Genomic DNA, 14911 nt, shown 5'->3' on the forward strand with positions numbered 1-14911 from the left:
GTAATCAGGCGAGCACGCGCCGCACGGTCGCTATCAGCGAATCGAGCGAGACCGGCTTGCCGAGATGGGCGTTGAAGCCGGCCTGCAACGCCTGCGCCGCATCCTGGGCGCGGCCGAAACCGGTGAGCGCGATGGCGGCGATCTTCGCGGTGCGCGGCGCCTTGCGCAGTTCCGCGATGAGTTCGTAGCCGCTCATTTCGGGCATGCCGATGTCGGAGAGCACGAGATCGAACTCGTTGGCCGCGATCTCGTCGAGTGCCGCGCGCGCCCGCGACACCGCGCTGACCTTCGCGCCTTCCAGTTCGAGGAGCGTGCGAAAGGCGTCGAGCGCATCGAGCGAATCGTCGACGAGCAGCACGCGCAGGTTCTTCAGGATCGCCGGATCGTTGGCGCCGGCGTTCACCGGCGTGAACGTCGAAGGCGGGCGCTCCGGCAGACACAGGCGGAAATGCGCGCCCTGCCCGACGCCGTCCGAGCGCGCTTCGATGCGCCCGCCGTGCATCTCGGTCAGTTGCTTGACGAGCGACAGCCCGATGCCGAGGCCGCCCTGCTCGCGCCTTCCCGCGCCTTCGGCCTGACTGAACATGTCGAAGATCTTCGGCAGGAAGTCCGGCGCGATGCCCTGTCCCCGGTCGATCACGTCGACGCACGCGAAGTTGCCGTCGCACGCAAGCGCGAGGCTCACCTCGCCGCCGGGAAAGCTGAACTTGATCGCGTTGCGCACCAGGTTCCAGAGAATCTGCTCGACGCGAACCGGATCGGCTTCGATCATGGCGGGCTTGTCCGCGCCCGTCACCTTGAGCCGGATGTCGTTCGCGCGGGCGTCGATGGCGCTCGCCTCCACGACGGTATGCAGCACGGCGGCGATGTCGACCGGCGCGACTTGCAGCGCGAGCTTGCCGGTGCGCACGCGCGACAGATCGAGCAGGTCGTCGATGATCTTCGACTGTCCGATCACCGAGCGGCGGATCGCGTCGGCGGCGCTCTGCACGAGCGGAATGTCGCGGCATTCGTAGGCGCGCGTGAGCAGTTCCGCCTTGACGTGGATCAAGTTGAGCGGATTCTTCAGCTCGTGCGACAGCACCGCGAAGAATTCGTCCTTGAGCCGGTTCGCGGCTTCCGCCTGCGCGCGCACCGTGCGCTCGAAGTTCAGCTGTGCGCGCGCCATGCCCTCGGCGCTGCGCTTTTCGGTCACGTCGCGCGCAATCTTGGCGAAGCCCCGGAAACCGTCCGTGCGAATCAGCGTCGTGACGCCGCTGCAATACACCCGGCGGCCGTCGCGGCGCGTATGCCAGCGCTCGTCCTCCGCGCGGCCTTCGTCGCTCGCGCGCCGCCGCTCCGCGGCCGGCACGCCTTCCGTGCGATCGGCGGCGGTATAGATGAGGTCGGCGGACTGGCCGATCATCTGGTCCTCGCGAAAGCCGAACACGCGCTCCGCGCCCTTGTTCCAGCTGACGACGATGCCTTCCAGGTCCTGCACGACGATCGCGTAGTCGTCCGTGCTCTTCGCCGCGAGCTTGAGCCGTTCCTCGCTCGCGTGCGCCGCCTGTTCCGCGCTGCGACGCGCGCTGATGTCGACGAGCGTCAGCACGGCGCCGTCGATGCGGTCGTCGCCGGTGCGGTACGGCATCACGCGCGCGACATACCAGGCGCCGTCCTGCGCGCGCACCTCGCGTTGGGTCGGCTTGAGGTCGTCGAATGCGGCGGATACGTCGTCGGCGAGTTCGGGATAGTCCAGGCGATGCGTCAGGTCGAGCAGCGGCCGGCCGACGTCCGACGCAATGACGTTGAAAATGCTCACGGCCGCGCTCGTATAGCGCTTGATGCGCATCGCCCGGTCGACGAACACCGTCGCGATGCCGGTCGAGGCGATCAGGTTGCGCAGGTCGTCGTTCGCCTTGTCGGTTTCCTCCACTTTTTCCTGGAGTTCGCTGTTGACCGCGATCAGTTCCTCGTTCACCGACTGCAACTCTTCCTTGCCCGTTTCGAGTTCCTCGGTCGCGGAGCGCAGTTCTTCGTTGATCGACTGCAATTCCTCGTTCGATGCTTTCAGTTCCTCCGTCGACACGTTCGACTGCTCGATCGTCGATTGCAATTGTTCCTTCGTGCGGTGCAACTCTTCCTCGATCTGCACGAGCGTCGGATCGCGCGGCTCGCCGGATTCGTCCGCGCCAGGACGCGTGTCGCTGGGTGTTTCGTCGAACAGCACGAGCACGACGTCGGTGCCCGAAGTGTCATCGCGATACGGGCGCACCGAAATATCGACGAGATAAGCCGTCTCGCCGCGCATGAAGCGCACGCGATCCACATCGGCGTTGCCGCCCGACGTCGCCGCCTTCGACAATGCCGCGCGCAGTTCCAGCCGCAGGTCGGGATGCACGAGCTTGAGCAGATTGTGAGACGGCTCGCCGCCGACGTAGCGCAGAAAGCGGCCGGCTTCGTCGGTCATGTGCAGGATTTCGCCCTCGCGGTCGATGATGACGCTCGGCGGCGCATGATGCTCGACCGCGCGCTGATGCAGCACCGCGAGCGAAAGGCTGCCGGGACGGCGCGGACTCTCGGCCTCGGCGGGCGGCCCCGCGCTCGCCGTGCGCGGCATGCTCGTGATCGGCTGCGCGACGGAGCGCGCGAGCGCGGTCGAACTTTTCACGCGATAGAGGCGATGCTTCTTGTCGACGGCGACGAACAGTTCGTCGGCGAGGTCCGCCGATTCCGAACTGCCGAGAAAGAGATAGCCGGACGGCTGTAGCGCGAAGTGAAAGGTCTGCAACACCTGACGCTGGATCGAGCGGTCCATGTAGATGAGCAGATTGCGGCACGACACCATGTCGAGGCGCGAAAACGGCGGATCGCGCAGGATATTGTGGGTCGCGAACAGCACTTTCTCGCGCAATTGCTTGTCGAGGACGTAGTGGCCGTGGTTCTTCGTGAAGAAGCGGCGCAGGCGCGACGCCGGCACGTCCGCGACGATCGACTCCGGATAAACCGCCGCGCGGGCGATGTTGATCGCGCGTTCGTCGATGTCGGTGGCGAAAATCTGCAGCACCGGCAGCCGGTTTCCGCCGCCGAGCAGCTCCGTGAACAGCATCGCGTGGGAATACGCTTCCTCGCCGGTCGAGCAGCCGGGCACCCAGATTCGGATCTGGTCGTCGTGCTTTTTCGATTCGAGCAGCGACGGTCCGATGTCGCGTTCGACCGCCTCGAACGCCTCGCGGTCGCGGAAGAAATTCGTCACACCGATCAGCATGTCGCGCAGCAGCAGCGATGTTTCCTCGGCGTGTTCGTCGACGAACTGCCGGTAGGCGCGCAAGTCCGCGAGCGCGTTCACCTGCATGCGCCGCTCGATGCGCCGCAGAACCGTCGCGCGCTTGTAGTGGTAGAAATCGTGGCCCGTGCGGGCGCGCAGCGTCGTGAGAATGCCGCGCAGCAACTGCTCGGCGTCGGATGCGGGATCGCGCGGGAAGGGCAGATCCGGCGCCTCGGGCAGGCGAATCCTGCGCGCGTTCTCCCACAATTCGATCAGCTTCTGCGGCATCTCCGCGACCGGCAGCACGATGTCCGCCTGGCCTGTCGCGATGGCGCTTTTCGGCATCTCGTCGTACTCGGCGTCGTCGGGGCTCTGGACGAGCGTGACGCCCGCCTGTTCCTTGATCCTGCCGATGCCCACCGCGCCGTCGCTGCCCGAGCCCGACATGACGATGCTGATCGCGCGCTCCCGATGATTCTCGGCGAGGCTGCGGAAAAACAGGTCGATGGCGACCGGGCGGCCATGCGCGCGCTGGATGCTGGTGACGTTAAGGAAGCCGTCGGTCATCGCGAGATCGTTCGACGGCGAAATCAGATAGACGGCGTTCTGCTGGATCGGCGTCGGCTCCACGACCTGATGCACGGGCATCTGCGTCACGCGCTGCAGGACCTGGTCGGCGCGGCTTTCGTGTTTCGGAGAAAGGTGCAGCACGATCACGAAGGCCATGCCGCTGTCGCTCGGCATGTGTTCGAAAAACCGGATCAGCGCCCGAATTCCGCCCGCCGACGCGCCGATGCCGATCACCGGAAAGCTCAGCGTGGCCCGCTCGGGCGCGCCTCCCGCTCGTTCCGATTCGGCAGCCTGCGACTTGTCGGTGTTCATGATGGGTCTGATGAGCGGCAACGCGCCGTCCGGAAAATATTTTCGCCGGCTCCGCGCATGGGGTCGGTCGGTATGCGCCGCGTGTCGTGTTTTTTAATTCTCGGACAGCCGCGGCCTTCCGCGTCAGGGACACACGATCGCTCGATTGCTCGCGCGCGCGGATCTTGTTCCGCTAGCTTTCATCGGCGCAGCAATGTGTGTTCCTGCGTTGTCCTGGGAGGCGGATTCGCGGAAAAAGTGAAGCACGGTTCACAGTACGCGGACCGCCGGCGGACCCTCGCCCTGAAGCCACGCCTTCAGATCGCCGCGTTCCGAGAAGCGCGGCGCCGCCAGCCAGAAAATGAACTCGTCGCGCCAGTTGCCCCACGCGTTTTCGTCGAAATCGAATTCCTCGTCGAGCCGGCCGCCGTCGCGCAGATACGCGCCCATCAGGCACGTCCCGTTCCAGTATGCGACCGTCACCTCGGTCAGCTCGGCCGTCGTGCCGGCCGGCAGATCGCGCAGCAGCATCGCCAGCTGGGCTCGGAAGGATGCGAAATCGTAGTTGGGCATCGGCGGCTCCGCGGTGGGAAACGAGTCACTGAAGCATGCACCCGGCCGTAAAGGCCGTCAATTTGACGCGCTCGAGGCTGCGGCGTCAGCGTCAGCCAAACGCGCCCTTGTTCAGGTCCTTCTCGAAATCGGCTGTCCACTGCGTGCCGTGGCCTATCCGATACGCCCGTTCCTTGAGCGTCGACTTGCGCACGATCGTCAGGTGGCCTTGCAGCGGATAGACATCGTCGACCATGTCGGTCGTATCGGTTTCCTGCAGGATGAAATCGTCCTCGGACAGGCGATGGCGATGCAGGATGGCGACGAAATCGGTTTTTTCGTCCGGCGCGATCACTGACATAAGACGCCTCCTGTTTCGCACGTTGGCTCATTTCAAATTAGCACACGCATCGTCGGCCTGCCGGAAGATGAGGGCGGCGCCTGTGAGATGATCGGCGTTCCGTGACGAAGCGAGCATCCATGAGACGCACACTGGCAACGACACTGTTGTGTCTTGCGTTTTCGGTTGCACAGCTGGCGAGCGCCGCCGATACCGCCTGCGGCACGCTGGAAAGCGCGGCAACGGCTGCTACGGGCGGCGTGTTTGCGCTAAAGGAAGGTGAGCCGGTGGATCTGGTGCGCGAAGGCCGCCGGGTGCACGGCGCGTTGCACGTCTATCGCGACGACGCGGTGTATCGCGTGTACTGGCAGCCGCAGGGAAGCGCGGAGAATTACGTTCTGGCGACGGAGGGTGAGAACAGCGTGCGTCTCGTCGCGACGCCGCCGCGCGGATCGCCCGTCGCGCAAGGCCCGGGAACGTTGCCGCGTCAGCAGGTGCTGTCTTGTCCGTCGCTTTGAGCGAGCGCGTGCACGTCTAAGGCTTTTGCGTCGGGTTGTTGCCGGCGGCGCCACGTGACGGCGATGGCGAACCGGCGCCCGCGCCCGCCACGCCGCCTGGCGTTCGCGTGCCGTTGCGCGCTTCGTCGTCGGCTGCCGAATTGGCATTGCGGGTCGTCGACTGCTGTTGCGGGCGGTTCAGCGACTGAGTTTGCAGCAGTTTCTTCGTGCGGTCGTTGAGTTCCGCGTGGGCGGTGCCTGCTATGCACGCACTCATGAGGCACATCACTGCTATGAGTCTGGTCATCGACGTCTCCTGTGTCGACCGGAGTTGGCGCTTTAGCGCCTTACTCCGGTCCCATGCCGCGCAGCGGCGGTCGACCGGAGTTGGCGCTTTAGCGCCTTACTCCGGTCCCATGCCGCACAGCGGCGGTCGACCGGAGTTGGCGCTTTAGCGCCTTACTCCGGTCCCATGCCGCGCAGCGGCGGTCGACCGGAGTTAGCGCTTTAGCGCCTTACTCCGTGTTTTCGGACGCCGCTCGCCACCCAGTTTCACCGCCCGCCTTTCTCATCCGCGAGCACTTTCGCGATCGACTCGGCCACCGTGCCGACGTTCGTATCGTTCAGCCCCGCGACGCACATCCGTCCCGAGCGCAGGATATACACGCCGAATTCCTCACGCAGCCGGTCGACCTGCGCCGCCAACAGCCCCGTGTACGTGAACATCCCGCGCTGTTTCACATAGCGCGTCAGCGCCTCGCCGTGCACATGGTCGCGCAGGCCGTCGTGAATCGCGACGCGCATCCGCGCGATCCGCTGGCACATCGCCGCCAATTCGCCCTGCCACGATTCCTTCAGCGCGGGCGTATTCAGCACGCGCGTGACGATCTTCGCGCCATGCGTCGGCGGATTGCTGTAGTTCGAGCGCACGGAACCGGTCAACTGCCCGAGCACACGATGCGCCGCGCCCGCATCCTCGCAGATCACGTGCAGCCCGCCGCAGCGCTCGCCGTACAGCGAAAAATTCTTCGAAAACGAATTCGCGACCAACGCCGGAACGCCGCGCCGCGCCAGTTCGCGCACGGCGAACGCATCGTCGTCGAGACCCGCGCCGAAGCCCTGATACGCCATATCCACGAAAGGGAGCAAGTCGCGCTCCTGAAGCACGCCGATCAGCCGCTCCCACTGCGCGCGGTCCAGATCGACGCCCGTCGGGTTATGGCAGCACGCGTGCAGCAACACGATGCTGCGGGCCGGCAGCGCGTCGATGGCGGCGAGCATCGCGTCGAAGTTCAGACCGCCCGTCGCTTCGTCGTAGTACGGGTAGGTGTTCACCTCGAACCCGGCGCGCTCGAAGATGAACCGATGGTTCTCCCACGTCGGATCGCTCACCCAGACCTGCGACTGCGGAAAGTAGCGCCGGATGAAATCCGCGCCGACCTTCAACGCGCCCGATCCGCCGAGCGTCTGCACGGTCGCGATGCGTCCCTCCGCGCGCGCCGGATTGGTTTCGCCGAAGACGAGCGCCTGCACGGCGTCGCGATAGTGCGCGAAACCCGCCATCGGCAGATACGGCTTCGGACCCGGCTCGTTCAGGATCGCCGCTTCGGCTTCACGGACGGCGCGCATGACCGGCAGGCGGCCGTCGTCGTCGAAATAGATGCCGATGGACAAATTGACCTTGCTCGTGCGCGGGTCCTTCTGGAAGTCCTCGTTGAGGCTGAGGATCGGGTCGCCGGGATAGGCGTCGATGTGTTCGAACATGATGTTGAGCAACCGGAGCGGGTGAGCGGGACGGCGGCCGGCCGGCGGCCGCCGACGAAAAAAGCGCCGCGCGAACGACACGCGGCGCCGGTGTGTCGATCAGCGATTATCGGCCACGACGGCGTTCGGCGCCGTAACGGCGTCGCGGGCCGTCCCCGCCGCGTGCGGACGGAACCGGTAGCTCACGCCGAGCACCGCGAGCCAGACCGGGATCAAATACACGGAGAGCCGCAGTCCGGGCGTCATGTACATGACGGCGAGCACGCCCGCGAGGAACGCAAGACACAGATAGTTGGTGAACGGATAGCCGAGGCTGCGAAACGATGTCGGCTGGCCCGCCTTGCGCTTTTCGCTGCGGAACTTGAGGTGAATGATGCTGATCATCGCCCAGTTGATGATCAGCGCCGACACCACGAGACCCATCAGCAGCTCGAACGCGCGTCCGGGCATGAAATAGTTGACGAGCACGCAGACGAAGGTCGCGAGCGCCGAGACGCCGAGCGCGGCGAGCGGAATGCCGCGCCGGTTCACCTTCAGGAGCGCGCGCGGCGCGTTGCCTTGCTTCGCAAGGCCGTACAGCATGCGGCTGTTGCAATAGACACCGCTGTTGTACACGGAGAGCGCCGCCGTCAGCACGACGATGTTGAGCACATGCGCGACGATATTGCTGTTCATCGCCTGGAAGATCAGCACGAACGGGCTGCCGCCGGTCACGACCTTCTCCCACGGATAAAGCGAGAGCAGCACGCCGAGCGCGCCCACGTAGAAAATCAGGATCCGGTAGATCACCTGGTTGGTCGCGCGCGGGATGCTTCGGGACGGATCGTCCGCTTCCGCCGCCGTGATGCCGACGAGTTCCAGCCCGCCGAACGAGAACATGATGACCGCCATCGCCATGACAAGGCCGGAAACGCCGTTCGGGAAGAAGCCGCCGCGCTGCCACAGATTCGCGATGCTGGCCTCCGGCCCGGCGTGCCCGGACGCGAGCAGATAACCGCCGAATGCGATCATGCCGACGATCGCGAGCACTTTCACGATCGCGAACCAGAATTCCATCTCGCCGTAGGACTTGACGCTCGTCAGGTTGATCGCGTTGATGACGCCGAAGAACACGAGCGCCGAGACCCAGGTCGGAATGCCCGGCCACCAGTACTGGACGTAGATGCCGACCGCCGACAGCTCCGCCATGCTCACGAGCACGTACAGCACCCAGTAGTTCCAGCCCGACATGAAGCCCGAAAAGTGGCCGCAGTATTTGTCGGCGAAATAGCTGAACGAGCCCGCCACCGGTTCGTCGACGACCATCTCGCCCAGTTGCCGCATGATCAGGAACGCAATCGCGCCGGCGATCGCGTAGCCGAGCAGCACGGACGGGCCCGCCATCTTGATCGTTTGCGCGATGCCGAGGAAAAGCCCGGTCCCGATCGCGCCGCCCAGCGCGATCAGCTGGATATGGCGATTCTTGAGCCCGCGCTTGAGCTCCTCGCCTTGTGCGACGTCACTGCCCTCTTTGACCTGGTTGCCTGAAACCATCAGTGCCTGTCTCCGTAGTTCTCGTTGAATCGGGCGCGCTTGCGGTCCCTGTCTGGACGCCAGCGGCGCGCTGCGAGCCGTCCGCGTTCGTGGCGCGGGCGGTCGTGTCGGGGGATGCCGGGTGTTCAGTCGCGTGCTGTTAAACGTCCGCGCGAAATTAAATTTCCGCACCATCGTGCTGCATCGCCGCCCGAAGGGCCCAATTCTAGCCGACGCCCCTTTCCTAAGCGGCTCCCAGTGTATATTCGCGATGGCAAAATAGGATTTCATAAGACGCAGTGGCAAACCCTAGCTCATGCACCAAGATTTCTCCTAAGCGCCATTCAAGGAAACAAAAGTGCAGAAACTCGCTCTCGACCGCATCGACCTTCGGCTGCTCGCCGTTCTGCAGGAGCATGGGAGGATGTCCAACCTCGAACTCGCGCAGACGATCAAACTCTCGCCCGCCCAGACGCTGCGCCGTCACCGTCGGCTCGAAGAAATGGGCGTGATCCGCCGCTACGAAACGCGGCTCGACGCCGAAAGCCTCGGCTTCGGCGTCGTCGCGTTCATTCAGGTGACGATGGAGCGCGGGCATATCCGCGATTTGCTCAAGTTCAAGGAATTCGTCGAAAAGCTCGCGCAGATCCAGGAATGCTTCTCCGTGACGGGCGACATCGACTACGTGCTGAAAGTGGTCGCGCGTGATTTGAAGGCGCTGTCGGAATTCCTGCTCGACACGCTGATGCGCATTCCCGGCGTGAGCCGCGTGCAGTCGATCGTCTGTCTGGACGAAATCAAGGGCACGAGCGCGATGCCGCTCGACGCCTGAACCGCTCGCGGTCAGTTTTTCCTGTAGGACGAATAGCGGTGAATTAGGCGGGAAAACCGCCCTTGTTCGGACGATTGAAATCCCGGTCGCGCCCTCACACTGAGTCTCATCCACTCACGAGGACGCCGACATGTCGCAGATCATTGATGGAATCGCCGCAACCGCCAGTCTCGCAGTCGCAACCGATACGGCGCCGCGCAGTGCAGCCGCCAGCCACCACGCGTCGATCGTCGCATCGACGGCGTCCTTCCCCGAACTGCCGATGACGCACGCCGAGCTTCTGCACGCGCTGCAAAACGCATCGGACAACATCATGCGGCTCGCCGGTCAGGTTCGCGCGAGCGCGCCCGACGCTGTCGAAGCGCGCGCAGACGAACTCGCGATGGCCCGCGAGCGCGCGCTGGCGCACACGATCATCGACCGTCTGCTGGCCTTGCCGGCCGCGCCTGTCCATCACTGACCACAGATACCGGGCGCTCACCGCGCTTTAGCCACGCTTCGGGGAAAGCACATGAACTACTGGATGATCGTCGTCGGAATCTGGATGATGTTCGCGTTTTGCGTCGTTTTGTTCATCCGCGGCGCGCAGGTGCGCGATCCGGTGATCGGCCGCAAGGCGGAAACGCCAGCGGACAGCGACGGCGCCGACGCCTTCGCGCTCGGCCGCGCCCGCTCGTACCAGGCGGACTGAGCGCACAGCCGGCGAGCGCCGGCGCTTTGGTTCACATCGCTTCATGAGCCGCGTCGGGCGACGCGGCTTTCACGTTTTTTCTCACATCGCCGAGAGCGCGGCCCGCAGGCCGAGCAGGTAGCTCTCCACGCCGAATCCGCAAATCTGCCCTTTCACGATCTCCGCGAACACCGACTTGTGGCGGAACTCCTCGCGCGCGTGGATGTTCGACATGTGAATCTCGACGACGGGCACGGTCAGGATCGCGAGCGCGTCGCGGATGCCGTAGCTGTAGTGCGTCCACGCGCCGGCGTTGATCAGCACGGCGGCGGCGTTCTCGGAATACGCCTGGTGGATGCGATCGCACATGTCGCCTTCGCTGTTCGTCTGATAGCTCTCCACTTCCACGCCGAGTTCCTTGCCGAGCGCCTGCAGCTTCGCGTCGATTTCGGCGAGCGTGACGGTGCCGTACTGCGCCGGATCGCGCTTGCCGAACATGTTGTGGTTGATGCCGTGCAGCATCACGATCTTTTTCATGGGATTTCCTTCGGTTGAACGGTCTGGAATCGGGTGGACGGCCCGGGCGCGAGCGGCGCGCCGCGACTGGCGCATTTTAATTCGCTGGCGGAGTGTCGGTCGAACAGCGTGCGACGCCCGTCGCCGCTCCGAAGGCGACCGGCCGCGTCGCGCCGCACAGCGGCACGACGCGGCCGGCAGGTCACGCGGAGACTTTCGCCAGTTTCTCGTCGGCGACGGTTTGCGCGCGCAGCCGGTCGTACTCGGATTTCTCGATCGGCACGGCGTCGGGTTCGCCGAGCTGGCTCATCGGAATGCGGTACGTCTCGCGGGCGCTCCACGCTGCCAGCGCCGCGATGACCGTCACCGCCAGCGCAATCGAGCCGACCGTCATCGGGATGTTGTTCGATCCCGGCGGCGCGACCGTGGCGAAGAGCGCAGGCAACAGCGCCGTGATGAGCGTCCCGACGTTCTGCGCGATCGCCATCGCCGAGACGCGCGAGCGGGTCGGGAACAGTTCCGGGTAGAAGCTCGGGAAGATTGCGTTGTAGCCCTGGTACACCACGCCCCACATCAGAAGCGACATCACGAACGCGATCGGCACGCTGTGGATGCTGATCGCCCACAGGTAGCCGAACGAGAGCAGCCCCGAACCGATCGCGCCGACGGCCACCGGAATTTTTCGGCCGATCCGGTCCGACAGGTCGCCGACGTAGGGAATCACCAGCACCGCGACGATATTCCCGACCACCGGAATCCACAGATACACGCTCTTGCTGAAACCGATGCCGTAGGACGGCTGAACCGCGTAGGCCGCGCCGAAGATCGTCGCGACGACCGGGATCACGTTCATCAGCGCCATGCACACGACGCGCAGCATGTCCTTCCAGCTGTATTTGAACGCTTCCTTGATCGGTGACTTCGGCACGGCGGACGCGTCCGCTTCCTTGGCGAAGGCCGGCGTTTCTTCGACTTCGCGGCGGATGATGTAACCCGCGAACAGCACGCCGGCGGACATCAGGAACGGGATGCGCCAGCCCCACGAATTGAACGCGTCTTCCGGCATGAAGTAAGCAAGCGGCAGGAAGACCGCGGCGGCCATGATCTGCCCGGCCTGCACGCCTTGCAGCGTGAAGCTCGCGTAGTAACCGCGACGGCCGAACGGCGCGTGTTCGAGAATCATCGAACTGGCGCCGGAGATTTCACCCGCGACGGCGAAACCCTGGATCAGGCGCAGCACCACGAGCAACGCTGGCGCCGCCATGCCGATCTGGTGATACGTCGGCAGGAGGCCGACCGCCATCGTCGATGCGCCCATCAGGAACATGCAGATCAGGAGCACGGTTTTACGGCCGTGCGTGTCGCCCCAGTGACCGAGCACGAACGCGCCGATCGGCCGCGCGACATAGCCGACGCCATACGTCGCCAGCGACGCGACGATCGCGATCTTCGGATTGCCCGACGGAAAGAACAGTTGCGGGAAGATCAGCGCGGCAGCCTGCGCATAGATGAAGAAGTCGTAGTATTCGAGCGCCGAGCCGATCCAGCCGCTCGCGGTCGCCTTCCTGGTCTGCTTGCGATGATGGTCGTCGGGGGCATCGGGCCCGCCGGCCGACAGCGTTTTTGTTTCCATGTTGTCTCCGTGTCGACCAGATGCGGGCGCTGTCGATCAGAGTCAGCGCGTTGGCGCTTACCCGTCCCGTGCGTCTCACTCTGGTCTTTTGCAAGTTAGTTGCTTTGAGAATCGGTGGACCGGCTTCTGAGGCCGACGCTTCAACCTGACTGCGGCAGATTTTTACCACGGGCAATCCGCCTTTGCTTGCCTTCCGTTCATTCTTGCGTGAGCTCCGCCATCGACGGAGCGGGGAAACATTGAAAAGAACTGCCTTCCGATGATCTCGCTTGCTTCCCCGCCTTACGATGAGGCAAAACCCGATGACGGAGACGAAAGGCACCGCACGCGCGCCGTTGTGCGTTGCAACGCCTGTGCCGGCAAGACGATTCCTCCACGGCGGAAAAGCACGTGCGCCGTCGGAAAAGCGCGCGTGTGAACCAGGGTCTCAAGCGGTTCAATAGTCCTTCGGCTTGCGGGCGCGCAACGTCCGCGGTTTCGTGTCCTTCTTTTCGCGCCAGTCGCGCAGCGTATCGAGCGCCACTGAGTTGCGAATGTACCGATGCCAGATGAAGCTGAGATCGAAGGTCAAAATCGCGAGCCACCACAGATAGAGAAACAGCAGCGAGGCCAGCACGAACGGCCAGAGCGGCGGCGACGGTTCGACGGTGGACGAGCCGGGATAGGCATGGAGGACCGCCAGCGCGGTAATCGCGGCACCGATGCCGATCATGACGCGCCGGCCAAGACGCGGCCAGCGCGGCAGCAGCCAGCAGACGAACGCCGGAAGAAGCGCGACCGTCACGAGAAAGGCGCCGCCCGGCGCGATACCGAAGAGCGGTGTCGGCGTGCCGCGTTCGAGGAACGGCGCCGCGAGGAACGCGCTGACTTGCGGCGGCACCATCCACAGGCAGAACGCGGCGCCCAGCGCGAAGATGCCGGCCGACAGCACGAGCCAGCGCCCGCGCGACTGCTGCACGAGACGCGGCAACCGGCTCGCCACGGTCGCGCCCGTCAGCAACGCGGCGAGCGCGATCACCGTATGGACGACATCGGTCATGCTCCAGCCGTCCTGCGACAGGAACTGCGTGGTTCCCTTGAACATCACGTACACCGCGGCGACGTGCAGCGCGAGCGCAAGCAGATACGGAATCGAGAGGCTGACCACGCTCATGAGCGGTTTATTGCCCGGCGGCTTCGTGGGCGGCCCGCCCGCCGCCGCCAGCGATACATTCGGCAACACGACATCGTCTACGAAATGGCGGAACAGGTCCGTGTCCGACCAGTAATCGGTGTGCGCCTTGCCGGGTAGCGGATAGCGGCTGAATCCGTAGTCGTCGTCGAAACCGAACTGGAACGCGCCGCAGCGCGCTTCGCGCAGGAAGCGTCGCGCCGTGTCGAGCTGAAAGCCGATCGGGTCGCCGAAGTCGTAATAGTTGCGCCACTTGATCGGCTGCGGCAACCGCACGCGCGTGCTGCCGTCTTTCGCCTTGAGCAGCACCGGCTGGTCGGCGCTCCAGTTCTCGAAGGCATCGGTTTGCAGCGCGCCGCCGGGAACCGGGTTCGGCCACAGGCGCGGCCACAGGATGATGTGCTTGTCGATCGGCGAACCGATCGTCATGAAGCCGCGCACGTATTCGATCCAGCCATACCGCTCGCGGCCTTGTCCCGGCGCGGAGGAAAGCGCGTCGAGCATCGCGAGGAAGCTGATCACCGTGCCTTCGCTGTGCGCGATGACGTGAATCTCGGGGCTGCCCGGATAGCGGTCGCGGAAATGCCCGACGATCGTGGTGAGCGCGTCGTGAAAGCGGTCCACGATCTCCTTCCGGTACGACTGGAACTCGGCGACGAGCTGGACATCGCCGATGTAATCGGTCAAAAGCGGCGCGAGGTCGAACTTGAAGATGCCCGCTTTGCCCGCGACCCAGAGCAGGTTCTCCATCACGTCGACAGCCTCGACGATTTCCTCGGTGACGCCCGCCACCATGTCGAAATCGGCGCCCGACACCTGGCACGCGGCCTGTTCGACCTTTCCGCGGTAGAGCGCCTGCGCGCGGCCGACGATCGTGCGGCCCCAGGCCTTGCTCTCCTCGAGCGTATCGCCCATCGTCACGACGCCGCGCGGCACGTCCGCCCAGTAGACTTCCGCGAAGCCGACTTTCCAGAGCGGGTGCGTCTCGTCGACGTCGAGCTGGCTCACGTACACCTGACCGCTGCTGCCGACGCTGAAAAACCCGAGCGGCATGACGGGAAGCGGCGGATCGTTGAGCTTGCCGAGCCGGTGAGCGACGGTGCGAATCGTATCGAAGCGCCGCTGATTGCCCACGCCGTGAATCGCGACGACGATCTGTTCCAGCGGACGCCCGTCGGAAGCACTTTGCGTCGAAGGCTGCGGCTCGGTTTCGGATTCCAGTCCGGCGGTCGTATCCACTTCCGGTCTCCTGATGATCGCCCATCGGTCGGTTCGGCCGCTCCGTTGCGCCCGCACATCTATCCATAGGGAGAACA

The 14911-nt window shown here is 64.8% G+C and carries 13 protein-coding genes; 4 read left to right on the forward strand and 9 right to left on the reverse strand.

The window, feature by feature from the left end; all coding sequences use genetic code 11:
* Positions 1–4: 4 nt before the first annotated feature.
* The 3 genes from QCE48_RS21235 to QCE48_RS21245 form a co-directional block, all read right to left on the reverse strand.
* A complete protein-coding gene (locus QCE48_RS21235) occupies positions 5–4129 on the reverse strand; it encodes a CheR family methyltransferase (protein WP_309783941.1) in 4125 nt (1374 codons plus the stop codon).
* A gap of 249 nt (positions 4130–4378) precedes the next feature.
* Entirely contained in the window at positions 4379–4681 is a 303-nt protein-coding gene (locus tag QCE48_RS21240; RefSeq protein WP_309783942.1) for a hypothetical protein, read from the reverse strand.
* A 91-nt stretch (positions 4682–4772) separates the two neighbouring features.
* Positions 4773–5021: a hypothetical protein gene (locus QCE48_RS21245; RefSeq protein ID WP_309783943.1), complete on the reverse strand. Its 249-nt coding sequence runs from the start codon at positions 5019–5021 to the stop codon at positions 4773–4775.
* A 119-nt stretch (positions 5022–5140) separates the two neighbouring features.
* Here QCE48_RS21245 and QCE48_RS21250 point away from each other — a divergent pair, with 119 nt between their 5' ends.
* Positions 5141–5518, forward strand: a complete 378-nt coding sequence (locus QCE48_RS21250; protein WP_309783944.1) for a hypothetical protein — start codon at positions 5141–5143, stop codon at positions 5516–5518.
* Positions 5519–5534: 16 nt separating this feature from the next.
* Here QCE48_RS21250 and QCE48_RS21255 read toward each other — a convergent pair whose 3' ends face one another.
* The 3 genes from QCE48_RS21255 to QCE48_RS21265 all read right to left on the reverse strand — a co-directional run bounded on the left by QCE48_RS21255 (position 5535) and on the right by QCE48_RS21265 (position 8794).
* Positions 5535–5804, reverse strand: a complete 270-nt coding sequence (locus tag QCE48_RS21255; RefSeq protein WP_309783945.1) for a hypothetical protein — start codon at positions 5802–5804, stop codon at positions 5535–5537.
* 245 nt (positions 5805–6049) lie between these two features.
* Positions 6050–7261, reverse strand: a complete 1212-nt coding sequence (locus QCE48_RS21260; RefSeq protein WP_309783946.1) for an amino acid aminotransferase — start codon at positions 7259–7261, stop codon at positions 6050–6052.
* Between the two features lie 99 nt (positions 7262–7360).
* Positions 7361–8794 (reverse strand): amino acid permease, encoded by a 1434-nt coding sequence (locus QCE48_RS21265; RefSeq protein WP_309783947.1) that lies wholly within the window; start codon positions 8792–8794, stop codon positions 7361–7363.
* Between the two features lie 337 nt (positions 8795–9131).
* Here QCE48_RS21265 and QCE48_RS21270 point away from each other — a divergent pair, with 337 nt between their 5' ends.
* The 3 genes from QCE48_RS21270 to QCE48_RS21280 all read left to right on the forward strand — a co-directional run bounded on the left by QCE48_RS21270 (position 9132) and on the right by QCE48_RS21280 (position 10296).
* Positions 9132–9605, forward strand: a complete 474-nt coding sequence (locus QCE48_RS21270) for an Lrp/AsnC family transcriptional regulator (protein WP_309783948.1) — start codon at positions 9132–9134, stop codon at positions 9603–9605.
* 130 nt (positions 9606–9735) lie between these two features.
* Positions 9736–10065, forward strand: coding sequence for a hypothetical protein (locus QCE48_RS21275; protein ID WP_309783949.1), 330 nt, complete (start codon positions 9736–9738; stop codon positions 10063–10065).
* 51 nt (positions 10066–10116) lie between these two features.
* On the forward strand, positions 10117–10296 hold the full coding sequence (locus QCE48_RS21280) for a hypothetical protein (protein ID WP_309783950.1): 180 nt from the start codon (positions 10117–10119) through the stop codon (positions 10294–10296).
* An 81-nt stretch (positions 10297–10377) separates the two neighbouring features.
* Here the strand turns inward: QCE48_RS21280 and aroQ are convergent, their stop codons facing one another.
* From aroQ to QCE48_RS21295, 3 genes are all read right to left on the reverse strand, one after another.
* Entirely contained in the window at positions 10378–10812 is a 435-nt protein-coding gene (gene aroQ / locus QCE48_RS21285) for a type II 3-dehydroquinate dehydratase (protein ID WP_309783951.1), read from the reverse strand.
* Between the two features lie 181 nt (positions 10813–10993).
* The gene (locus QCE48_RS21290) at positions 10994–12424 is read right to left on the reverse strand and encodes an MFS transporter (protein ID WP_309783952.1); all 1431 of its coding nucleotides are present in this window, start codon (positions 12422–12424) and stop codon (positions 10994–10996) included.
* Between the two features lie 436 nt (positions 12425–12860).
* On the reverse strand, positions 12861–14834 hold the full coding sequence (locus tag QCE48_RS21295) for an MFS transporter (protein ID WP_309783953.1): 1974 nt from the start codon (positions 14832–14834) through the stop codon (positions 12861–12863).
* Positions 14835–14911: the final 77 nt, after the last annotated feature.

The sequence above is a fragment of the Caballeronia sp. LZ024 genome, assembly GCF_031451455.1.
GTDB lineage: Bacteria > Pseudomonadota > Gammaproteobacteria > Burkholderiales > Burkholderiaceae > Caballeronia > Caballeronia telluris.